26 protein-coding genes are annotated in these 23227 nt (G+C 37.7%); 2 read left to right on the top strand and 24 right to left on the bottom strand.

Features of this window, described 5'->3' with window-relative positions; genetic code table 11:
• Nucleotides 1–162: IS3 family transposase (locus BM057_RS09165; RefSeq protein WP_143074501.1), on the top strand; the 162-nt coding region annotated here is incomplete at its 5' end.
• A 286-nt stretch (nucleotides 163–448) separates the two neighbouring features.
• On the opposite strand, the gene BM057_RS09160 is transcribed toward BM057_RS09165, so the two are convergent.
• The 4 genes from BM057_RS09160 to BM057_RS09140 form a co-directional block, all read right to left on the bottom strand.
• On the bottom strand, nucleotides 449–2245 hold the full coding sequence (locus BM057_RS09160; RefSeq protein ID WP_092093140.1) for a recombinase family protein: 1797 nt from the start codon (nucleotides 2243–2245) through the stop codon (nucleotides 449–451).
• Between the two features lie 61 nt (nucleotides 2246–2306).
• Nucleotides 2307–2453: an SHOCT domain-containing protein gene (locus BM057_RS11960; RefSeq protein WP_005876540.1), complete on the bottom strand. Its 147-nt coding sequence runs from the start codon at nucleotides 2451–2453 to the stop codon at nucleotides 2307–2309.
• Nucleotides 2454–2887: 434 nt separating this feature from the next.
• Entirely contained in the window at nucleotides 2888–3118 is a 231-nt protein-coding gene (locus BM057_RS09145) for a helix-turn-helix domain-containing protein (protein ID WP_092093138.1), read from the bottom strand.
• Nucleotides 3115–3537 carry a sigma-70 family RNA polymerase sigma factor gene (locus BM057_RS09140; protein WP_092093135.1) on the bottom strand — a complete coding sequence of 141 codons (423 nt, stop codon included), beginning with the start codon at nucleotides 3535–3537 and terminating at the stop codon, nucleotides 3115–3117. Before BM057_RS09140 ends, BM057_RS09145 begins: the two co-directional genes overlap by 4 nt.
• Before the next feature lie 513 nt (nucleotides 3538–4050).
• On the opposite strand from BM057_RS09140, the gene BM057_RS09135 reads away from it, so the two are divergent.
• A complete protein-coding gene (locus tag BM057_RS09135) occupies nucleotides 4051–4404 on the top strand; it encodes a helix-turn-helix domain-containing protein (protein ID WP_092093132.1) in 354 nt (117 codons plus the stop codon).
• A 58-nt stretch (nucleotides 4405–4462) separates the two neighbouring features.
• On the opposite strand, the gene BM057_RS09130 is transcribed toward BM057_RS09135, so the two are convergent.
• The 20 genes from BM057_RS09130 to rlmD form a co-directional block, all read right to left on the bottom strand.
• Entirely contained in the window at nucleotides 4463–4666 is a 204-nt protein-coding gene (locus BM057_RS09130) for a cysteine-rich KTR domain-containing protein (RefSeq protein WP_092093129.1), read from the bottom strand.
• A gap of 25 nt (nucleotides 4667–4691) precedes the next feature.
• Complete coding sequence (locus BM057_RS09125) at nucleotides 4692–4895, bottom strand: helix-turn-helix transcriptional regulator (RefSeq protein ID WP_092093125.1); 204 nt, start codon at nucleotides 4893–4895, stop codon at nucleotides 4692–4694.
• Between the two features lie 14 nt (nucleotides 4896–4909).
• Entirely contained in the window at nucleotides 4910–5299 is a 390-nt protein-coding gene (locus BM057_RS09120; RefSeq protein ID WP_092093122.1) for a DUF2178 domain-containing protein, read from the bottom strand.
• 1 nt (nucleotide 5300) lies between these two features.
• Entirely contained in the window at nucleotides 5301–6296 is a 996-nt protein-coding gene (locus BM057_RS09115) for a hypothetical protein (RefSeq protein WP_092093119.1), read from the bottom strand.
• Entirely contained in the window at nucleotides 6280–6963 is a 684-nt protein-coding gene (locus BM057_RS09110; RefSeq protein ID WP_092093117.1) for an ATP-binding cassette domain-containing protein, read from the bottom strand. The genes BM057_RS09115 and BM057_RS09110 overlap by 17 nt, the downstream gene beginning before the upstream one ends.
• An 8-nt stretch (nucleotides 6964–6971) precedes the next feature.
• Nucleotides 6972–7133 carry a hypothetical protein gene (locus tag BM057_RS11690; protein WP_177186222.1) on the bottom strand — a complete coding sequence of 54 codons (162 nt, stop codon included), beginning with the start codon at nucleotides 7131–7133 and terminating at the stop codon, nucleotides 6972–6974.
• Between the two features lie 127 nt (nucleotides 7134–7260).
• Complete coding sequence (locus tag BM057_RS09105; RefSeq protein ID WP_092093114.1) at nucleotides 7261–8181, bottom strand: conjugal transfer protein; 921 nt, start codon at nucleotides 8179–8181, stop codon at nucleotides 7261–7263.
• A gap of 18 nt (nucleotides 8182–8199) precedes the next feature.
• Nucleotides 8200–9201, bottom strand: a complete 1002-nt coding sequence (locus BM057_RS09100; protein WP_092093111.1) for a bifunctional lytic transglycosylase/C40 family peptidase — start codon at nucleotides 9199–9201, stop codon at nucleotides 8200–8202.
• The gene (locus BM057_RS09095) at nucleotides 9198–11381 is read right to left on the bottom strand and encodes a CD3337/EF1877 family mobilome membrane protein (protein WP_092093109.1); all 2184 of its coding nucleotides are present in this window, start codon (nucleotides 11379–11381) and stop codon (nucleotides 9198–9200) included. The genes BM057_RS09100 and BM057_RS09095 overlap by 4 nt, the downstream gene beginning before the upstream one ends.
• Nucleotides 11378–13831 (bottom strand): conjugal transfer ATPase TcpF, encoded by a 2454-nt coding sequence (gene tcpF / locus BM057_RS09090; RefSeq protein ID WP_092093106.1) that lies wholly within the window; start codon nucleotides 13829–13831, stop codon nucleotides 11378–11380. The genes BM057_RS09095 and tcpF overlap by 4 nt, the downstream gene beginning before the upstream one ends.
• The gene (locus tag BM057_RS09085) at nucleotides 13815–14207 is read right to left on the bottom strand and encodes a conjugal transfer protein (RefSeq protein ID WP_092093104.1); all 393 of its coding nucleotides are present in this window, start codon (nucleotides 14205–14207) and stop codon (nucleotides 13815–13817) included. The genes tcpF and BM057_RS09085 overlap by 17 nt, the downstream gene beginning before the upstream one ends.
• 87 nt (nucleotides 14208–14294) lie before the next feature.
• Nucleotides 14295–14792 (bottom strand): antirestriction protein ArdA, encoded by a 498-nt coding sequence (locus tag BM057_RS09080; protein WP_081116657.1) that lies wholly within the window; start codon nucleotides 14790–14792, stop codon nucleotides 14295–14297.
• Between the two features lie 116 nt (nucleotides 14793–14908).
• Entirely contained in the window at nucleotides 14909–15130 is a 222-nt protein-coding gene (locus BM057_RS09075) for a hypothetical protein (protein ID WP_001009056.1), read from the bottom strand.
• 42 nt (nucleotides 15131–15172) lie between these two features.
• A complete protein-coding gene (gene mobT, locus BM057_RS09070) occupies nucleotides 15173–16378 on the bottom strand; it encodes a MobT family relaxase (protein WP_092093149.1) in 1206 nt (401 codons plus the stop codon).
• 173 nt (nucleotides 16379–16551) lie between these two features.
• Nucleotides 16552–17937, bottom strand: a complete 1386-nt coding sequence (locus BM057_RS09060) for an FtsK/SpoIIIE domain-containing protein (RefSeq protein ID WP_092093099.1) — start codon at nucleotides 17935–17937, stop codon at nucleotides 16552–16554.
• Between the two features lie 28 nt (nucleotides 17938–17965).
• Complete coding sequence (locus tag BM057_RS09055; protein WP_016397616.1) at nucleotides 17966–18352, bottom strand: YdcP family protein; 387 nt, start codon at nucleotides 18350–18352, stop codon at nucleotides 17966–17968.
• Between the two features lie 15 nt (nucleotides 18353–18367).
• On the bottom strand, nucleotides 18368–18682 hold the full coding sequence (locus BM057_RS09050; protein WP_005877763.1) for a YdcP family protein: 315 nt from the start codon (nucleotides 18680–18682) through the stop codon (nucleotides 18368–18370).
• A gap of 262 nt (nucleotides 18683–18944) precedes the next feature.
• Entirely contained in the window at nucleotides 18945–19865 is a 921-nt protein-coding gene (locus BM057_RS09045; protein WP_245741909.1) for an SMODS-associated NUDIX domain-containing protein, read from the bottom strand.
• 1 nt (nucleotide 19866) lies between these two features.
• Nucleotides 19867–21249, bottom strand: coding sequence for a nucleotidyltransferase (locus BM057_RS09040; protein WP_092093096.1), 1383 nt, complete (start codon nucleotides 21247–21249; stop codon nucleotides 19867–19869).
• Nucleotides 21250–21538: 289 nt separating this feature from the next.
• Nucleotides 21539–22921, bottom strand: a complete 1383-nt coding sequence (gene rlmD, locus BM057_RS09030) for a 23S rRNA (uracil(1939)-C(5))-methyltransferase RlmD (RefSeq protein ID WP_092093094.1) — start codon at nucleotides 22919–22921, stop codon at nucleotides 21539–21541.
• Nucleotides 22922–23227 lie beyond the last annotated feature (306 nt).

Below are 23227 nucleotides of genomic sequence, written 5' to 3'. Positions count from 1 at the left end.
AAAAAAGAAGCAGTCTATCCGTCAAAAGCGTATGAAAACTTTGAAGCTGCTCATTTAGCGTTATTTCAATACATTGAAGGATTTTACAATCGCAAGCGAATCCATAGCAGTATCAATTATTTAACACCAAATCAGATGGAGGAGTTGGCAATGCAGGCTTAGTTCCTGCCTACCACCTACATTTTTTTGGCGAGATTTCCACAGGGCTTCAACTTCATCGTTTCGATCAGCGGTCAAATGGTTTTGGTTTGATCGCTGATCGAAACGATGAGATACTCGCCCGCCGGAATCTCGAAAAAACTCTCGCAAATTGTGTCCGAGGTCTTGACTCAGATCCAGTCAAACTCCTTTTAGCATAATAAAAAGGAGTAACTTTATCTCAAAATCAAGTCTACTCCTTTTAATATTAGCATATCAATTTATCATTTTCATTAACATCCTTATAGTATCAAGGTTTTAATCGACTATCTTTTCTATCAACACAACACACTCGATATGTGTCGGCTTTAGTATCGGAACACAGACTTTGATTCTCGTCATTAGCATGGGAACACAAATCCTTAGACTTTCTATTCCCTCTTGCATTCTTTCTTTCTGGCTTAAAACGATTGCCATCTAAACTATTTTTAAATCCTGTTTTATATACAAAGACTAGTTGAGCAGGGTCAATATTTCCATCTTCATCATAACCGCCTACTATAACTTTTTCAACTATACTTTCAAAAACATAGCGGTCAAACTCATTTAATACTTCATTTTGCTCCAATGTTTTTTTGAAATCTCTTAAGCGTCGTTTGATATCTTTTTCATTTCTTGCAGTTTCTTGAAGCTGTAGTCGCTCTTTGAGCAGGTCTTCTTGCTTACTTGTCATACTAGAGAATTTTGATTCATATGTATCTGAATCAATTGTATCTTCTAACCGCATATCTACCAGTTTGCTTTTCTTCTTCTCAATAGCTTCAATTTCTTTATCAACTTTTAAGAGCTTCTTATTCACAGAGCTACTACTCAATGTTTCATCTATTCTATTAAGAAACTCCTCAAGAACATCTTTATTGTTGTCACACAGAAGACGGTAACTTTCAATAAAAGCTTCTTCTATTGCTGTTTCTGGAATCCCTTTGCTATGAGGACAATGCTTTTTTCCTTTTTTTGTAGAAGTCACACATTGCCAGATAACTTTATTGTATTCCGTACCACTATGCCATCTTCTTCTTGTCAGTGTTCCACCGCAGAAACCACATTCAAGCAAACAGCTAAACGCATACTTGCGACTATACTTTTCACGTTTACTGTTACCGTCTCCAATTTTCCCACGGTTTTTACTTCTCCGATTCAAGATTTCCTGTGCTTTATCAAACACTTCTTCACTAATAATCGGTTCATGATGGTTACGAATGTAAAACTGATCTTCTTCCCCTAAGTTTTCCAAACGTCGTTTTGAAATAGGGTCAACAGTAAAAGTTTTACCTAATAATATATCTCCTTTATATTTCTCGTTTTTAATAATGCCTAACACTGTTGTAGGAACCCAAGTTGAGTTACCATACTTAGTAAGATAGCCTAGATTCTCTAATTCTTGACCGATAACAGAGCCACCTGCTCCCTCAATATACCGATTAAAAATATAACGAACAATCTCGGCTTCTTCTTCATTGACTGTAATCGATTTGTCCTCTGGGTGATAGTCATAACCTAAGCAACCTTGAAATCCAACCAACTCGCCACGCTTCATTTTCATTTTTAGACCTTTTTTAACGTTGGCAGAGATATTCTCAACTTCTTGTTGAGCAACAGAGCTAAGCACTACTAAGAGCAATTCTCCGTCCATAGTAAGCGTATTTATCTTTTCATCTTCAAAGTAGACTGCTATATTCTTTTCTTTTAGCATTCGTACATATTTCAAAGTGTCCAAGGTATTTCTAGCAAATCTAGAAATGGATTTTGTGATGAGCATATCTATTTCGCCATTCATACAGTCATTTATCATTCTTTGAAAATCTTCTCGCTTCGTTACTTGTGTTCCTGTAATAGCTTCATCTGCATAAATACCAGCAAATATCCATTCTGCATTTTTCTGAATCAAATCTGTATAATACTCTTTTTGTGAGTTATAACTATTTAGCTGGTCTTCACTATCCGTACTAACTCTACAATAAGCAGCTACACGTAATTGTTCAATCATTTTTCCACGTGCAGAATTTGATGAAGAACTCCTAGCCTTAATAACTTCTACTTCTTTCATAAGACAACCTCCTTTTTGTGTTCCTATCACATTGTTTGCATATTAGATATCATAACACAAATCAGGAGGTTATATCAGATACAATTTTATAATCTTTCATAATTCTTCGTTTTATTAATAAGTATTCTTTTTCGGAAATCAAGTTTCGGGAAAGAAGCTGTTTTAGCATAGCAATTTGAATGCTATATCGAATTAATTTTTCATTCATAGACTTCCTCCCTATCTCTTGTTTTGTGTTTTACAAGCAATCGAACAGCTTTAGCAAAGCTCACGGGAGTTCCACCCTTGCATGATTCTCATGCAACTGTACTCATTGCCTGCGACGCTTTTAACGCTCGGACTGTTGACTATACAGGAGTATCATTATCACGATAAGAACGTCGTCGCTGGCAAACCCTGCTAAAGATTGCTCTCGGACACTAACATGAATCGCTCACTATCTTCATAGGTCATGGCGGTTAGCTCCGTTGGCTCTTTTCTTATCGAAACGTATTCGATTACTTTTATTCAGTTTTCAAAGAACAATGGCTTGTCAGCCTATCAAAACATACTGAAAAAACAATATGCTTTGATGGAATAACAAGCTCTCAAATCGGGAAGCGTGAAATGGCATGGCACGCTTCCACGAAAAGAGAGAGTAGGTCACTTAACTTCAAATGACAAAATTTTTGTAATCAGTCTGGTTTCCATTCTTCCACGTAAGACTTCATCAACTACCATACTTTGATTTCCGTATTCATCTTTCATAAGACGCAAGGAACGTTTTGTTATGTACCCTTTGTAATGATGTAGAATCTGGTTAATCGCTTCTGTATCGCCATCTGTTGCCTTTACAATGAGAGAAAAGGGAATCATAGGATATTGTGTTTTCATTCTTCAAATTCCTCCATAAACTTTTTGATTACGGCTAGTCCGCTAGTTCTATGCCGATAGACAGTAGAGCGGTTCAATTTCAGCAGGTCTGCAATTTCTGAATCGCTCATGTCCATAAAGTAAAATAGCAGTATAATTTCACGTTTCTTATCTGGCAACTCACGTAATGCTTCACTCAACAAATCATTTTCAACGCCTACCGATAACCAATTGAGTGTAAAAATCTGAAAGTCAGTTGAATAGTTATCTGTTGTTGCAAACTGATTGACAAGATAATCTCCTATATCAGAAAAGGACACCTCACGCTTTGCAAGCCTTGAAAGATAAAGCAGATAATTCTTTCGCTCGTCTTCCATAGCACGTTTACAAATATAGTCAAACTGATTTTCTATTGTGGTCTGAAAAGAAGATGGTTTCATGTTTCTCACCCCCTTTCTGTCTAGGAAAGGAAGTGAGCCATGCTCTATTATCTCCTTTCACTCTTAGTCCCAATGTGAAAGGGGGATTTGTTGCATTACTGATTAAAAAAATTTGAATATATGCTCTAAATAACAAAAAAAGCATATAAACAGATTGTTTTATCTGTTTATGTGCTTTAATTATTCTTGCTATATGATGCATAAAACCATATTGAAGGACGTATTTATCTATCGCTGGCTGATAACTTTTTTTGATAAATATTCAATAAAAGGAACTTGATTGTATATGATATACTTCATGGCGACTTAAACCTCCAACAAACCGCCATTTGGAAGTAATCAATAGTTTTTAACAGCACAAAATAGCACTACCAAATAACGATTTTTTTTATTGGTGTTTAGTAGTGCTTATTATGAAATGTATCTAACATGAACTCATAAACAATACAATACGTTTTTCTATACCTGTTTCTAATTTAATAGGAACAGTAAAATGTATAGAGGTGGTTTATTATGCGTAAAAAAGAAGATAAATATGATTTTAGAGCCTTTGGCTTCGCCATTAAAGAAGCTCGATTGAAACGAGGTTTAACTCGTGAACAGGTGGGAGCATTAATTGAAATTGACCCACGGTACTTAACTAATATTGAAAATAAAGGGCAACACCCAAGCATACAAGTTCTTTATGACCTTGTATCATTACTCCATGTGTCCGTTGATGAATTTTTCTTACCTCGTAATGATCTGGTTAAAAGCACTAGGAGATTACAGGTAGAAAAACTTATGGATACCTTCACTGATAAAGAACTAGCACTTATGGAAGCTTTAGCCAATGGTATCAAGGAAGTTAGAAGTATTAAAGACTAAGCATAATGAGAATACATAACAGAAAGAGCCGATAAGATGAGATTGTATTAACCTCAAATTATCGGCTCTGCGTCTTTGCGTCTGGCTCTTTAATTACTGTAATTCTGAAAGAAATCATATTTATCAATGTTTCATTCTTGCATTTTGGACAGTATAAGGGAAAGTTTTCAAGAATTGTATCATCTCTTATCCTAACACGAGTTTTACTTTTGCAAACAGGGCATAATAACCACTTTGTTTTCGATGGTGATCTTCTTTCCATCATTACTCTCTCCTTAATAACTCGTTTATTTTTGAAACTCAAATATATCCTCAAGCGGTGCGTCAACTGCCCGAGAAATGTCAACTGCCAATTTTAACGAGGGATTATACTTCGCAGATTCGAGCCGAATTATCGTTTCCCGCCGAACACCAACTTTATTTGCTAGTTCTTCTTGCGTGAAATTAGCAAGCTGGCGATACTTTTTTAAGTGGCTAATGTATTGTTCCATTTATGCGCCTCCCGTTAATGCTTTTCATAATACCAAAACGCCAAAGCATAGGTAATAAAGGTTGCCGACCAGCCAAGTGCGGCAATAAGCACAATAACCTTATATGAAATACTAAAAGATGAAATCCCTACTCCTATTGCAAATAAAGTAATAGCTGGAACGAACATTGTTGTTGCTTTCGCTTTTAGTTGGTTTTCCTTGTATCGTTCGTCAGGCATTTCAGCCGCAAGCCTTGCCGTGAAATATGTGCTGAAAAAAGCAAAGAAGCTGAAATTAAACAAATCGCTGATTTCATAACTGAAAAAGTAACGGAAACCCAAAAATCCCATAAACCCTAAAACCCAAGTAAAACGACTATATTTTCTTGGTGAACGAGGACTACCCCATTTTCTGAAATTCGACATATTAAAATCCTCCTATCAACATCACTAATAAAATCGCAAAAATTAACATAATTCCTGGAACAATGTATTTCCGTGGGTGATGCCATAAGTCACTTTCGACTTTCCACCCCAGTAATGGAACCTTTATTTCAAGCAGAACGGTCAATTCTGCGCTTACAATAGAAAAAATTACTGCGAACAAAAGTACAATAAGCGAGAAATTGCCTACCACAATTTTCCATACTATTAGGTAAACACTACAAGCAATCATATTTATAATTACCAAAAACAGTGCGTAGGGTAACAGCACCCCATTAAATTGTCTAGGCAAAAGTTTAATTTGCCGATATAACGCTCTGTCACTTGATAAGAGAATACCAAGCGGTGTGTTAAGGCACATCAGTGCACACCCAATCGGCAGGAAATTAGAAGACGCACTTTTACCAGCTACTATGGCAAATACAGAACCAAATGCCCATAGTGCGGCTGTATTGGCGATATACTTCTTGTTGTTCAATAAGTATCTCAAAAGATAAAGTGCAAAGTTACTTCTTGTATGTTTTACATAGCGATACTCAGTTGCCTTTTTGTCAGTGTGAAAATCAAGGATATATGTTACAATTCCGCTAACAAAAAACAATAGGATTGCTCCAATTATCGTCAATATCTGAAATTCACTCACTGCAACATATACAACCAACAACAAACCTACTTTTGTAAACAAGGTATATAAAGCAACCGAGAGAAAGAAAGCAAAATGAAATTTCAAGGGAATTTCTGGTAGCATAATCTGTCCACACAAACTATCTATCGTATCATCTGATGATAACACTTGAATAAACCCTCCAATTGTAAGTACTGTTGTAGTTAGCCATATAACAGTTGATGAAATTTCAATTCTTACTCCAGAAAACTTCAAAGTGAAAAGCATAATTGACCAAAATGCAAGCGTTTTTGCGATACGTTCGTACTTTGTTCCCATAAACCTTTTCAAATTAACCTTAAGAATCCGTGCCATGTAACGCCTCCCGTATTTGAACTGCGTTAATTTGCTCCTGAACAAACTCGTGATTGATACAGCCGTTTTCCAATACAAGTACACGGTCAGAAGTAAGGGAAATGCTTTCTAAAATATGAGAGGCAAACATTACAGTACCATATTTACGGTAATCATTTATTAAAAAATACAAGTATTCAGTACTTTGGAAATCTAGTCCATTTACCGGTTCATCAAGTAACAAGAACGGTGTACATAGAGCAAACCCCGTGATAAGAAATACTTTTCGTCTGTTCCCCATTGACAAATCCCGAATTAGAACATTTTGATATTTGCTAAAGTTGAACCCCTCCAATAGTTCATTAACTCGCTTTGATTCGACAGATTTACCGTAAGCTGTAAATACATGGTGAAGGTATTCATTGAATGTGTAATACTGAAATGAAACATCCTCTGAAAATACGGTGTAACGATTTAATTTGAAATAACGGTCTGCAAAGTTCAATCCACCGCTGTATTCTTTGTGAATGCCAGAAAGTGTATTTATAAGTGTTGTTTTTCCGGCTCCATTCAATCCAATAAGCCCCACAACTTCATTAGATGATAAAGTTAGCGACAAATTGCGAATAACAGGATTTCCTTTGCGATACCAGATAGTTAGACCATTTACAATAAGTGAATTATTCAATGTATGACCTACTTTCCGTTACTATTTTTGAAGGCTGAATATATAAATAGCACACCGAAAAGAAAGAAAAGCACACTAAACCACCACTCCATATTACCATTAACAGCAGTTATCACCCCTCCAACAAGCCAAATTACTCCAATAATAATACGCATGATCTTATTATTCATAAAGTTCCTCCTCTGATATGTGATATATAAATCACTTTATGTGACAATTATATCACCGTTGCAAGAAGTTTTCAAGATTTAATAACATAAATTAACAATGACTTTTTATTAAGAATAATATATATCTTTATTGATAACTACGCACAATCTTCCAGTTACTATCGTTCTTTTCAAGAGTTAAATTGAATTGAGATACCTGCGTTGCTTTGGTCTGCTGGTCAAGATATTTCACTGCCAGTGATACGGTTATTTGATTTTCTTTGCGATTATAAATTGGATTGACCAACTCTTGAAAGATATAGTCTTTGCCGATAGGCTTCAAAACCCCCTCATTTACATAATAAGATAATTCGCTCATTGTTGAAGTAGGATAGAGCTTAAAAAACGTTGTCAGAAATTCATTGATTTCATTCATCATAATGGAATCCACTGTTCCATCATTTTCAATGAGAGCTGGCTTGTAATTCGACTTTGCAGGAATACTGGTAATAGTCGGATTTTTAATCAGCACCATATTTCCATCTTCACTTACATAGATAGTCACTTCATACGCAGATTGAACAGGCTTCTTATTTTCCCCCTCTGTAATGAGCTGGTCTACACTGTAGGTCACGTCAAAGGAATTATCGTCAGCAGGTTCAACCACCCATATCTGAATATCTCTTAGCGAAGATGATACGGGAATATCCTTTCGAACAGTATCAACATTGAGAGCTTGAAGCTCATCTGTTAAATAGCCTTTGAGCTTTTCCATACGGTTATCAATGGAATTGTCGTCTAACTCCCAAGCGTAGTAAATCTTCGCAAAGTTCTCGACGAAGTTTTCTACTTTGTGTGTATCAACATATTCTTTTTCTATGATTTTGGTTTCATGAATGGTATGCGTATCAATCGCAGTAAAGTTCTTGTATATGGCAAAACTAAAACTAAGTGCCAGTAACACCCATAAACCAATCACGATTTTCTTACGAGGATTGACTTTGTAGACACGAGGTTTATTTCCCTTTAATACCTTTATTTCTTTATTCTGATTTTTTCTGAATTTCATTATTGAATCGTCCTTTCTTTATTGTTTGATTCGTCCTGCCCCGACTAAATGCTGTTGCCAGTAGGAGCTTGTGAGGTCTGCATAACCAATCGGGTCGCCTGCATGAAACATACGATTATCGCCTAAATAAATCCCGATATGCGTAATATATGAGCCAGCGTCATAGGTCGAGTGGAAGAAGACTAAATCACCAGCTTTGGCTTCTGAAAGTGGCATATGTTGGGTCACATCATATTGTTGTTGTGCGGTACGAGGCAAGTTGATTCCAGCTTTGCCATACGTCCATTGCGTCAGTCCGCTACAATCAAAAGAAGTAGTCGGGGAAGCTCCGCCATAAACATATTTCCAGCCCTCATATTTCAGTGCTTCGTCCATGATGGCTTGTACTGTATCATCATCAAATTGTGTTGTGACAAGATACTGCGTTACCAGTTGTACATAAAACATATTCCCGTAATTGTATCGCCAGCCCCCATTGATAGGTATGGCTATGGGATTGGGGTAGGACACTTTTTCGCCACCTGAATACTCCTTAGAAAAATTTTGAGCCAGTTCAAAGGTATATTTGTTGCCACGATTAGCGACATACCCTAAGAAACCACCGCCATAATTGTAGGACTGGATAACCGATTCCAAATCCACACCGAGCCTTTCGCTACTGGCTAATAACTCACTGAAATACTTCACACCTTGCTTGATGGATTCTTCTGTACTCAATGAATTAGGTGGAAGACCGAGGGATTCCGAGGACTGCATAACATCTTCCGCAGTACCGCCCGATTCCACCTGTATAATCACAAGAAGTATATTGACGTATTCTTCAATGCTATATTCTTTGGCGTATTTTTCTACCATAGGCTTATGAGCCAGCACTTCTGCGGAAACATTCACACCGCCATAGTGAATGTTAGAAAATCCACTGTCCTGTTCATCTGAAAAAAGAATTGCGACAAAAAGAAGCAGTGAGAAAACCATCATGAACATGCCAGAGAAGCCAATCACTAAAGTTTTCAGCTTCATGGTTTCTTACTGCCTTTCTTAATGGTGGCGGTTTTGATTGGTGGTCTACTTCTTGTAATTTGAAGTGGTACTCTTTGAACAGTAGACGGACGCTCTTTTGTGACTGAACGTTGTGACGCTCTATCTGTTGGTGCAGTTGAAGTTACTGGCTTTTGAACCGTTCTTTCTTGAACGGTATTACTTTGACGTTCCATTTTTAAACTTGAAGAATCAGACTTAACTGTTGGACGCTCTTGTTTGGCTTGTCGAGATTCCCTATGGGAAGCCTGTACAGTTGTTTGCCTTGAAGTCTGTCCATCATGAAATTGTTCTTGCTTAGTGGCTGGTCTTTCATGAACGGAAGAAGTTGGCTGTTTTTTCTGTTTGACCTGCTCCATTTCAGAGCGACGCTCCGCAATGGTTTTCCGTCTTTGTTCCTGTTGCTCCTTACGTCCACTGGCTTTATCCGTTTTGGTTTGAGAAATACTGCTGGTTAGGTCACGCACATTTTCTTTCACTTTGGCTGTTCCTTGATAAACTGCATATCTGGCACTGGTTGGAATATCCTGAACCTGCTCTTTTAAGTTCTCAGCAGAATCAACAATTTTATCTTTGGTATCAGCCACTGTTCCGATTGTTTGTCCGATACGTTTTCCAAGCGAAGATTTTTCTTGTCCGTCTGGTCGGGTGTGATCTGCTTGTGTCCTTGCAGAACTACCCGAATCCGACTGTTTTTGTTTGCCTGTCGCACTGGCAATGGCAGAACCAGCACCAAGCGCTGTCATTGAACGTCCAAGTTTACGCTGTAATCGGTGCATATGTGTGTGCATAAGCATTCGAGGTCTTCGCATGATACGACTTCCCACACTTTGAGAATCGTTGCTTTGAAGTGAGAACATACTCATTAAATCGCCCAATTTGAAGTAGATTCCTGCAAAAACGACTATTTGTAAGAAAGCTATCAAAAAGAACGGATAGCCACCCGATAAGCTGTAAAGCATGGTTGAGATACTAAAAGCTGTTGTGATGATGAGTGTTATTCCAGCTCGTGTCAAAATGGTATTAAAGAGTTTCATTATCGCTCGTTTTGACATACCATCAAATGATGGAATCATACTTAAAATAAAGCTCACAGGCAGAAACATAGCATAGATGATAAAAAGTACCTGCGAGAAAATCATGATTCCTGTTAATAGAAATACAAATATAGAAATCCCGATATTGAAGACAAAGAGGAAGAAGACTGTACCTAAACGGTTAATGGTCTTTGTAATGGTTAGATTGGTATTGCTTCTGTCTTCAATTTCTTCTGCTACAATTTTTTCTCTGTCTTCGCCATTGTCGGAATCTGGACTAGTTGAGAGCAGGCTTTCCACACGGTCAATACCAATACTTTCAATGTCTGAACTGTTGTATTGAAGCAGTAGCCACGGTTGCTGAACCTGTATGGAAAATAGGCTGTCTCTGATTAAGTCCACACTGTCCTTGCCTTTACTGTCGGAGTTGGGCATGACAATTTTTGTGCCAAGTGATAAACTGGCATTACTGATGTCTGATGAAAAGTCATTGATTTTCCCGATATAGTCGGGAGCATAGGCAATAAAGGAAGCCGATAAGATAAACACCATGACAAAATTAACAATGGCATGAATCGCTTTTGTGGTTTCTCTCTTTATCAGTCCTGTATAGGCAACATAAACCCCAAGAACCAAAATCAAGAGTAAAAGGAATCCTACATAGAAACCCTCTGTTGATAGTCCACTAGGCGTAACCCCTGCAAGGGTCTGCATATTCTTGCCAATGGAATCTGCTGTAGCGGAAATGAAATCTAAAGAATAGGCTTCCTGTACTAAGTAACCTGTCGCATTGGAAACATAAAGGCTGATTGTCCAAATAAAATTTGTAATGGCATATAAGCCATACATGACCTGCTTTCCGATTCCGTCCGACCAGTTCCACGGTAGCCAGCCCCAGCTATTGTCTACATAGAAATCCAGTTGATAATTTTCTAAAGGGTATCGGCTGTATTCATCTGCCACGTTGACCGTATCATCTACCAACCCCGCAGCTTGAACCACTGTTCCCAGCATGGATAAAAGCAAAATGGCAACCACAAGTGTAAAAGCCACCGTCATTGCCATTTTGTATAGACGCTTGAACGTCCATTTTGATTTTATTCTATTTATGATTGATGGTTTCACATTGGCACCTCTTTTCTCATAGGCGGTCTGGTATCAAAAGCATGGAACAATTCTTCAAATACAGGGTGGAACTGTATCACACCGACACGACCATATAAATCACTGATAAGGCACTGTCCGTTTTCCAAGTCACGCAATCGCTTCTGATTGTTTTCGTCCTCTGGGTCAACCCCAAAAAAGGCTAAGGTTTTCTTAATCTCGTTAAGGTCAGTGGAGCGGAAAGCAAATTTTAAGCCAAGATTATTTTTCAGCTTTTCGTCTAAGAGGTCATCTGTATTTTGGGTCACAAAATAAACCCCAGCGTTCATCGCACGACCAGCACGAACCAGCTTCATTGACAGTGTTTTCCCTTGTGCCACCTGTAAGAAGCTCCATGCTTCATCTAAATCTACAATCTTGAAAATGCTTCGGTCTGTATGGATAAAGTCCAACGCAAAGGTACTAATGACAATCAGCATAGCCACTGATAATAACTCCATTGTGGTATATTCCTCAAAGAAAGTTTCCTTGTCGGGCAATACCAAGTCGGCTACTTGAATGATATTCAGTTGTTTTTCAAGGCTGATTGACTGTTCTACAGTACCATCACTAAAAAGCAGATGAGCAAAGTCATAGTCTGTAAAACTTTCGATATGGTCGGCTATGCTGGTGCTTATTTGAGTTCCCTCAACACGCAATTCTTCAATAACTTTTAATAAGCCACGTACTTCGCTATTAGTTACAGCACGAATGGCTTTTCGTAGCACAGGAAAACGGTCAGAATCTCGTGAGGATATCCCTGTAAGGAATGTCAGAATATCAATAGCCAGTGATTCAGAATCTTTGGGATTTTTCATAATCACATAAGGGTCAAGTAAGCCTTTGTTTTTCCCATCAGAAGTCAGATTGACGATATTGATTTCATGAGAAATATCTGGCAAAGTTTCCTTCCAGTTGCCACGTTCTGCTTTTGGGTCTACAATCACTGCTTGTGCCCCATAAAGCACTGCATAATAGACGATAAGGTTATTCGCAAAGGATTTACCGCCACCCAGCGAACCAACAAAAGCCGACGCTAAAGCGTTGGTTACTGAACCCTTAACCCCTTGACTGGCAAGAGCTGGTTTCAAATAGACATTGCGTCCAGTATCTAAGCTGTAGCCAACATAAATTCCCTCATTTTCCCCCAGCATTTGAGTAGCACCAAAACCTAAACCAGCGAGGAAATCAGAGGTCACATATTGAATATAATCATTCATATAACGCTTGCTGGCAGGTAAAAATTCTTCATGTAAGCCCAGCATATCCCCAAATGGTCGTACCAGTTTTACGCTTAAATCGTCATAAAAATCTTTCACTTCATTACAACGACGTTTGAGTTCGTCAAGGTCATTTGCCGATACCCTTACCACATAAGACAGCTTGTACATAGATTCCTTGCTTTGGTCTAAATTGGTTTCCAGCTCATTCACACTTTCCAGAGCTTCCGCCACATTGGAGCTGGTTTCATTATCACTTTGCCAAGCGTGGTTATCCAAGTCTTTCAGTTCTTTCTTTTTATTGCGAACAGTAGAGAGGGCTTTACGATTCGCTACAATTTCCACATTCATTGACGTATCAATCGGAAATGTGAATTGTTGTTGCTGGTAGTAGAAAATTTCAGAAGACGGGAAGTCCAGTTCTCCGACAATGCTGTTAATGGTAAAGTACGCCACATAGACGGTTTCGTCTTCCTGCTGGATTTTCAAATATCGTTGTTTTTCTTCCACCAGACAGCGAGTAGGCTTAATGAGGTCATAGTATTTAATCAAGGTTTCATTATCCAACTTTTTCTTAGACAAGTGATACTCATAATCTTCGTAGGCTGTACCTGTCTGTCCATAAAGATGTTCAATCAAATATCCAAAGTCATCTTTTTCAAGTCTTCGTATCTTGAAGCGACGAGAGATTTTGTTTTCCAGTAGTTTTTCCATCTTCTGAAAACGCAGGATTTCATCATTACTCATGCTAACAAAATCGCCCATCAGCTTATGGTTCACATCATAGACAAAATCAGACAAAGCATTTTTTGCTTCAACGGTAAGACTTTTCATAGAAAACTCCTGATCGTTGAGAAGCAACTTAAAGCCGATAAAGAAACGATAGTCCACTTGATTTTCGCCAATCATGGATATTAAAGCGTCTGTCTGTTGGTCGATTTTGTCATAGGCAACCGCTTTGAGCTTGCCAGTGACTTCATTTTTAGAACGCTCTTGTGCAGAACGTATGCTGGATTCTGTACTGATTTGTAAGGCATGAATCTTGCCATCACGATTTTGTGCGATAAGCTGTCTGAAAGAATCATGCACTTGTATTTTCTGTTCTGGACTTAAAAATGAGTAATTGTAGGGAACAAGCTCATAGTAAGCGTAACATTCCCCATCTTTATTCCAGACGAGATTGTTTTCAATGTATTTAATTGGATATGCCATAAAATTCACTCCTAACTGCTGTAATGGCTTCTTGTGGCTGGTTTCTATCAAGCGTTACTTTTTTCCCTGCATAGGTCAGCTTTGGTCGCAGTGCATAAGCAATGACAGACTTCAAAAATCCATAGGGCTTTTTACCATCAAAGGTTTTTGTAGACATAAACCATGTGAAAGCCAAAGGAATCCCAAAGTATTTGAGAAATGCTCCCTCAATCATGGAAAGAGGTGGCAAGTTGCCAAGTATCATAACCGCAATCAGTGACACAACAAACCATGTCATTTGCGTAAAGGTTATGGGAAACGGAAGTCTAAAATCATTGATAGAATACAGTACCTTTTCCACAGACCAGATACTGGTATAGCTTCGTATTTTCTTCATAAAATCAAACCTTTCATAAAAAATAGGGATAGTCTTTTGACTACCCCGTAAACTAGAAAATCTGCCAGTAATCATGTACCGACAGATTTAATAGGCGATTTCAAAAATCCCGTGATTGGTTGAAATAAACATTCCCGAAAGTTCTAAATCCCGACCATAGGCTTCATAATCAATATAGTTTTGAAGACTGGCTGGCACTTCGCCTAAAGCACCCGTTTCTTCAATGTAATAGCGTGCCACATCAGACATATCATCACAATCGGAATGAATGATAATATCTTCTTGATATTCGCTTAGTTCTTCAATGCTTGAAAAATGGGATAACAGAGCCGATAACTCTGATTGTAATTCTTCGGGTAATTCCGATACCATTTCCCATAGTCGATTGAGTTCGCCAATGGAAGTGTATTCGTCAACCGTAAATGGTAACTCGTAGTCGTGAATGGCATATTCCTCATATTCATCATTTAAGCCGATTTTTTCCTTGACTTCCTCAAAATCAATGGGAAAGTTAAACCACGCACCGACCAATTCGCCCTCATTGTATTTGCCTAAGTTAGCAATATAAACTTGCATATCGTCCATGTACTCACGTCCTTTCTTTGTAGAGCTTCAAAAATTCCTACCGCACTTCGTTTGGTGTACCATTCTTTTGCGGAACATAAGAAAACCACTTATATTCCACAAAAGAACGGTTTAATTTAAGCACCAATAATGCGATTAAATAGCTCTAGTAAAATGTCTTTTACTCCAGCAGCGTTGAAGACTAAGCCCACCGCAATAATCGCAATGATGAGAAAGCCAATGAGTTTACTGAACTCACGCTTGAAGCCAAGATACAAGCCAATCACAACGATTGCTAGAAGTACCAGTGATTGAGCGTTTGATAGAAACCAGTTATAAAGGTTTTGTCCAAAATTCATAAAAATGTTCTCCTCTCTATATTCAATGAATTTGTATTTGAGTTATTTTTTTGTTGTTATCACGTCCTGTTCTTTTACCGCCTGTTGCTTTAAAATCTGCTTATGTCGGTCTGTCAGTTTAGCATGGTCGAGAATGTCTTTCACAAACTGCGTCTGATTGAGTTCATCAAGTTTAATCGCAACCTTTAAGGTCGGGGCGACTTGATGAGAAAGCCAGTTCAGCGTCCGCTGGAAAGAGTAAGGCTCTGGTTTTGTGGTTAGTTTTAATCGTTCACGGTTGTTTCCAATAAACCAAGCCCATTCTTCATTGAGTTTCCAATCAGAACGAGGTTTTGAATCGTCTTTATCTACAAAACGGATATACCGATTGATAATCTTAAAAGCAGTCTTTTCGGGATTGTCATAGACGAGTAAATCACGTATTGCATAATAGGCACGCTCATTTTTCAGCCGAATTTCAAAACGATTTTTTACTTCTGCGTCTTCAATCGGAATGCCATTTTTCTTGTACTGTTCATAGTCCTTTTCATAGATACAGAAATAGACTTCGCTTTGTAATGAACCGATATAGAGTGTATTTCCCATACATTCCTTTTCATCTTTGCGTACCAGCTCCCCACTGCGATAGCTTTTGAAACTACGAAATACGGATATACATTCTTCCAGTCGGCATTTTTCAGTGAGTACAGGGATATTCAAAATCCCTGTTTTATCGTTGATGGCAAGGTCAAGGCGTTTCATTACACCGCCAGCCACCAAAGCTTCCATAAAGAACTCATACCAGCTTCTTTGTTGTGCCAGAAGATAGCTTTCAAATTGCCGACACCCACGACCTTTCAATTCAACCAGAACTCCTTTGTCCAGTTCATGGGAGCAGAGGACGAATATATCGCCTAAAGCATAATGCTCTGAATAAGAATAGAAACCATAGTCCTCATAAAGAAAATAGGACAGTTTCAGTTGTAAGATGTTTTCGACCACATGCTGTACGTCTGTTGTTGGAAAGCGAATCCTTACATAATCAAACAGCATTTCAAGGGGAGCGTCGGGATTAAAGCGTTCCAGAGCTTCAAAAAGAGATTGCTGTAAATCCTCTGATGGTTTGACTTTGCCTGTTTCAATATCGCTTAGATACTGCCTTGTAATGCCAGTGGCAATAGCCAGTCGGTTTTGAGACAATCCATAAGCCAAGCGTTTTTCTTTTAACTGCTGGTTCAAAGTTTGTTTATTCAGCTCAATTCCTCCAATCAAAAAAGGTATGTCAACTATTGAAGCTCATTTGACATACCTTTAAATTTTGTAAATCCCTTGTAACCAAAGGATTTTCTACTATTTTTTTGACTGCTTCTTGTCGATTTGTACCCCCCTGTTAGATGCGGGGGGTTAAGTGCTGGCATGGCTGTCGCCACACCAGCCAGCAATCAGTCCACACCTGCGACTTTCGCTTCGCACGTCGCCTGCGTGTCCTGTCTGCTGTTGGATAAACTTTTGATTTCCTCTAAAAAGTCATGCCCTTTTGGTACAAGGGGAGTATAAAACTCCGATATGACACTTGTTCCTACATCTACATAGCCCCGACCTTTGATTTGTTTTAAGAAGAAATCCTTTTGTACATCACTGCCAAACATCATGCCATAGCCCATTTCAGACATACGACCTAAAGCCACTCTGAAATTAAATTGGTCACGGATTCCGTCACCTAAATATTTTGCGTCTGGACGTTGACAAGCCAGTATTAAAAAGAATCCAGCTTGACGACCTAACATGACAATCTGTTTGAGCTTGTTCAAGACTGCTGTATTTTCCTTTGTTCCCAGCATTTCCATAAAGGCAACGTACTCATCAAAGATAAGAAAGTTTGCAGGAAGCCCTAAATAGGCATAGTTTTCGCCTGTTTTATAGTTTTCCATCTGCTTCATATCCTCACTGCGTTTCATCATTTCTTCATAAAATGTATCAATGCAGGAAAGCAAGTCTTCTTTTCTGTAGTAGACATTTGCCATCACAGAACCTAAGTCCGCAAGGTCAGAATTTTTCGGGTCAAGAATATACAATTTTGAATCCGTATGAAGCAAGGCTTCAATCAGTGTCAGTATAAAGTAAGTCTTACCGCCACCTGTACCACCAGCTATGAGCATGTGAGGGAGCTTGTCATATTCCCACCATACGTTTTTCATTAAGCAAAGCTTCCCATCTTTGGCTTGTACTTCATCAATAGAAATACGACTGGCTATAGTGTCATAGAGCAAAGTATATTCCACATAGGAATCCTTTAACTCTTTATCCGTCAGCTCACAGTACAAACCACTCTCTAATTTCTTTTCCAAGTGTAAGAGTTGGTCTTGATATTTTCCCAGCGTGATTTCCACCTGTATCTGTATCAAGCCATTTTTAAGGCGATAATACATTTTAGGGAAGTAGGTTATCTTTTCCTTTGTACGACCAGCACTATCTTTAAAGAAACCCTCTGTTTTGACCTGTTCAGATTCATACCACTTGTTTTCAAGTATCATCTTTGCCAGTTTTTGACGGTGGTAGAGTTGTTTAACCTTATCATAGCGATACCGCTTGAATAGAAACGCTACCAGCAAGCAGATAAGAATTGCGACACTGAAACTGATAATTAAATAGGGAATGTCAATCTTATCTGCTTGGGATAGGTTAAAATCCTGCCAGTTGATCTGCTGGATTGTCTTCACATGAAACAGCCCGACAACCAGCAGGAAAACAGGCAGGAGTGACGCTATCGTAAAATGAAAGACTAAATCTTTATCTGATGGACGAATCCTTTTACCACGCTGTTTCATGCGTAAAATACTCCTTTCTACCTAGCGACTATTTGTCTTGTGTCGGTTCTTTCTTTGCTTGTGGTTGAGCTTTGAATGAACTAGAATCCTTTGTCAGCACAATATCGTCTGCCTTGATATACCAGTCAACATCTGCTCCTTGATAGGTGGCAGTAGCAACGGTGTCCGCAATGGGATTGATAAGTTCCACCCGTGCGTTATATTCAAACTCTTTCAAAGGCACGCTGGCAGGAATACTTACTTGAATCATGCGTCCTTGTCCTTTGGATTTTAAGTCATAGGTACGTTCCTTGATTTCATCTGAAACCGACCCGTCTTCATTTTGGATTCTCACTTCACGACGTAGAGCAGAGAATTTCAATTCTCCAAAAGTCGTGTCTTTATCTAATACAATGCCATTTGCTAATCTCATCATTTTTCCTCTCTTTCTTTATTCTTTTACCATGTCATCAGCATGTAAAAGGTAATTTGTAAAACCACGAGTGCCTATTTTATAACCCTCCGCGGTAATACGTGGATTGACTAACTTCACACGTTCCTCAAAGCCGAAATGCTTTTCGCCAGCTTCAGCAGGAAGCACGACCACAATATCATCTGCTCTTTGAACGCCAGAGTATAGGTTATAGCTTCTTGATAAGACGGTTAGTTGTCCATTGATTCTTCGCTGTACGACTTTATCCTCGCCAGCAAATTCTAAATTGCCGAATGTTTTTTCCATGTTTGGAATTACAAATTTAAGTTCCATATTTTTACCTATCCTTTCTTTTTTGTGGTTGAATGAATCTCAATTTGATTGACGGTCTTACACGGTGGAGAACGACCTTTATTTTCCTGTTTTTCTGGTTTCGTAATATCACTTCCTTTCAAAATTGGATAAAAAAATAGACGTTCATTCTTGAACGCCTAAATAAGAAAAAGGAGTGTCTTTTTTCAAAACTCTCCTTTCATTCATTATATTATCGCCTTCCTATACCTAATATAGAAATTCTTTAATACCTCACTGTATATTAAACTTTTATTTTGATTACTTTTTCATGTCTATTTCTCAGTATTAACTTGTCTGTATTTTCACTCAGAATTTTTGGAGTGTGGTTAGCAATATTATCCGTTAGTTTATCAGTTCCATATCCCACGCCATAAGACTTAATTTCATCAGAAGTTGCAAATTGGTATTTGATAGAGTCTTTATCTATGAGATTTCTGAATAACTCCTCTTGATTATCTGTCAATCTAACTTCAACAACATCTGCTAAAAGTAACTCATAATGATTAAACACATTGCCATATTCAATATTCGTCATATGTCTTCCACAATATTTATACGATAAATCTCCAAACTCATTTTTATCTAAAATACTTGTTGAAAATACTTCCTCAAAAAACTCTCTGCTAAGGTCATTTATATTCTCTCTATATGGGGTTTTATCAAATCTTTTCACAAATTTCCTCAAATATTTACTCTTAACCAATAATCTATAATCTCTTTTTGTGATTTTATCTACTGGAATTCGGTTATCATTCTCAACTGGAATATGTTCTGCTAGATAGTTTGCTTCTTCTATTTTGAATTTGTAAGCACCACCGACTGGCTGATATTTTTTTGTTCTAGTATTCTGCACTAAAAAATATCGACCATCAATTTTTATTCTATATAAGTAAGCAAAAGAAATTCTAATATGTGTATCTTTTTGTATTAAACCAGCTCTTAATAATTTTCGTTGAGTCGATTTCCAATTCTTATTATCGGTCAAATCAACAATGCTTGGAAAAAGATATGGAAGCAGAAATCCTGCTACTAAACCTCCTAAAGTTGAACCAATAGAATATTCATTAATTTCAAAATAGATTATGCATAGTATTCCTATAATACAAAGAATTAATAATGATAGCATTTTTAATATTTTTGTGCTGTAACTATATTCTCTCAAATCAACTTCCTCCAATGGGAACATCAACATGTCCAATACCAACGCATACCCCGTTTTTTATCAAATAGCATTCAATATAATGTTCACCAATGAATTTGGAATTCTCTGTAATTTCATTACCTCTGTTATCTTGAATTTGACCACGTATATCATTACGACGTTCTGCTTCAGTCCCTACATTTAAAACTTTCCATAAAATCTTATCGTAGGACGGACAATTAGTATAGCCAATTTTACATTTAATAGAAAAGTTATGTGGTATAAATCTTTTAAGTATCGGTGCAAATTTATCTAAATAATCTGAAATTGGCATTACTGAGAAGCCGTTACCAGATACTTTACAATCAATTGTTACATCATATTGTTCATAAATGGGATACATATTTTCAATAAATTCTTCCGTATCATCAAAATCGTACGCTTTACTTACACTATAACTTTCTTTTACTGTTGACGAATATAATTCATTCCAATAAGAGTGATTAAAGAATTTCGACCAAGCATTTATAGCATCTTTATACGTGCAATCTTCATCAAATAGTATTTCTAAATTCTGCAAATTGGTTTCTAAACGACTTTTCCAATTTCTCATTCTTTGATAGTCAATTTCTCGAGTTACTAATGGTCTTCCATTGTCTACTGGAGCTGCAATCTCCAAATATAGACTCAAACGATTTACAATAGCTTCCATAGTATAGTAGAATATTTCATCTAATCGAGAATAATTTGAGTTAAGTTTTTCGGCACTTAAGATGGTTTGAATTAAACCACTTGGCATGTTCGCCCAAGATTCTCTTGATCTGCAGAACATTTTTGATAATCTAATAACTTTCCTTAAGTCATCTCCTGCATTTTTTATTTCTTCGTTAAACCACTCTTCTAGTGACTTAATATGCCTAACTGACCACTCTGAACCAGCATGTTCGTAAGTATATTCATCATCCCATGAATACTCTTTATATCTTTTAAAAATGGCAAAATCTACATGATAACCTGTTGAGCTATACTTTAAACGTACACAACTTGTTTTTACCTCAGGTTCTTCTGCAAATTGTTTAGTTTTTCTTTCTAATGCGTTTGCGACTATATTTCTGGTTGCAAGAGGTCCTAAATTATTGAGGTTATCTGATTCAAATACTATACCAACATCTATATCATAATCACTTTCGTCATTTTGTGTAATAGTGTGCATAGCCATGCTACCTTGAATTCTTTCCTCAGCAATTTTATAATCTTTATTTTTTTCTTCGTTATATTCTATCAATCCATCCTTTAGTCTCTTAATATTTAATTTTCGTTTTTTCCTTAATTCATTTTGTTCCTTTGCTGGCAACACAACCTTTGTTCTATAAAATTTATTGAATTCTTTTGAACAATCATACATTTATCAGCCCTCCTTTTATTACTATTTATTTATTTTTCATGAAGATACTTTATTCATTATACTCTACAGGTATTCAATGCCATAGACCATAAATCTTATTGGACCCAAAAAATTAATTAGCGATTAACTTTTGATATACTTAAATTCTATCAATCATTTCTTGTGTCTCCGCACTCTATATCAATTACTATAGAAACATTGATATAGTTTTTAATCTCTTTATTTCTGATTTTATCCCCCTCACCAGTAAAGACGATATGCTTGTAAAAGTGCTTGAAATAAAGGATTTCTACGAATCTGCTCGTTGTAGCAACACAATAGTCTCTACATGTGGTGTTTGCGGGAATAAGTCAACAGGTTGTACTTGTTTGACGTCATAGCCGCCTTCTGCCAATAATGCAAGGTCTCGTGCTAAAGTAGCTGGGTTACAGCTGACATACACCATTTTTGTCGGTTGCATTTGCAATACTGCATCAATGAACTGTTTTTCCAATCCTTTGCGTGGCGGGTCAACAACCAGCAAATCAGCTTCACGTTTTTCTTTGCTCCATTCCAACATGATGTCTTCTGAAGCGCCAACTTGATACTCAACGTTATCGATGCCGTTCATTTCAGCATTGAGTTTGGCATCTGCAACAGCGGGTTCAATGATTTCGATACCATACACTTTTTTCGCTTTCTCAGCCAAAGCTAACGTGATCGTTCCGATACCGCAATAAGCATCAATGACGGTTTCATCGCCTTTTAGGTCAGCAAAATCTAGTACTTTTTGGTATAGCTTTTCTGTTTGTGTAGGATTCACTTGGTAGAAAGAACGATGAGAAATCTCAAATGTATGTCCCATCAGCTTGTCTTTGTAATGATCTTCCCCATGTAAAACGATAGCATCGTTACCCAAGATCGTGTTCGTTCGTTTTGTATTGATGTTTTGAACGATACTGACCGTTTCGGGAACAGCTTCCAAGATATCAGGAATGATTTTGCTTTTCGGAAATAGTTTTGCTGTCCGTGTTACCAGCACGATCATGATCTCGCCCGTGTAATAACCGCGTCGAACCATAATATGGCGCAAATTACCGATATTTTCTTTCTCATTATAAGGTTTCACACCATATTTGCGCATCACATCTCTTACAGCTAAAATCGTTTGATCGATTTTAGGATCTTGAATATAGAAGTTTTCGATGGGAACTAAGTCGTGGCTATTTTTTCTAAAAAAGCCTGTGGTCAACTGTCCCTCAATTTTACGAACAGGAATCTGTGCTTTATTACGGTAACCCCATGGATCTTTCATTCCTAATGTATCTAGGACCGGTACATCTGGCATTTTAGCGATGCGTTTCATAACATTCTCAACTTGCTGTTTTTTAAAGTCCAGCTGAGCTTGGTACCGAATGTGTTGAAGAGGCGCGATGCCGACTCGTGTATAATTATCGTTTTTTACAGGAACCCGGTCTTCACTAGAAGTCAATTGCTTCAATACTTTCCCATAGCCGAAAGACTTACCTGTCTTCAGGACTTTGATGTCCATTTTTTCACCGGGCAAAGCATTTTCGATGAATAAGGGGTAGCCGTTGATTTTGGCAACTCCTAGTCCTTCAAATGTCAAATCTTCAATCGTGACTGTATACTGTTCATTTTTCTTTACCGGCAGTGCTTGATTTGTTTTCATTGTTTTCTGCTCCTTTCATTCAAAAAGCTTTTAATTTTGAATGAACTGTTTTTTCATTAGAGACTTAGCTGAATTTGAACGATTGCAATTGGTCTTGTTTTTCATTTCCTGTCGCCTCTCGATCTCGCTCCGCATTGTTCTGGCTCTTGCGATTTTAATCGCTTAGAGGCAGGATAGTGCTACCGATAACGGTTTCGCTTTTTGGGCTTTTTCCGCATCCTAGTAGTTGAGTTGCGCTCCCCAGAGTTCTCCGCCTAACTTGTAACATCCGCACAACCGCTCCGCTGGGTTGCTTGCGTTGTTCCT

The organism is Pisciglobus halotolerans (genome assembly GCF_900113675.1).
In the GTDB taxonomy this organism is placed as follows: Bacteria; Bacillota; Bacilli; order Lactobacillales; family Carnobacteriaceae; genus Pisciglobus; species Pisciglobus halotolerans.
This window is presented reverse-complemented; position numbering and strand designations above follow the sequence as displayed.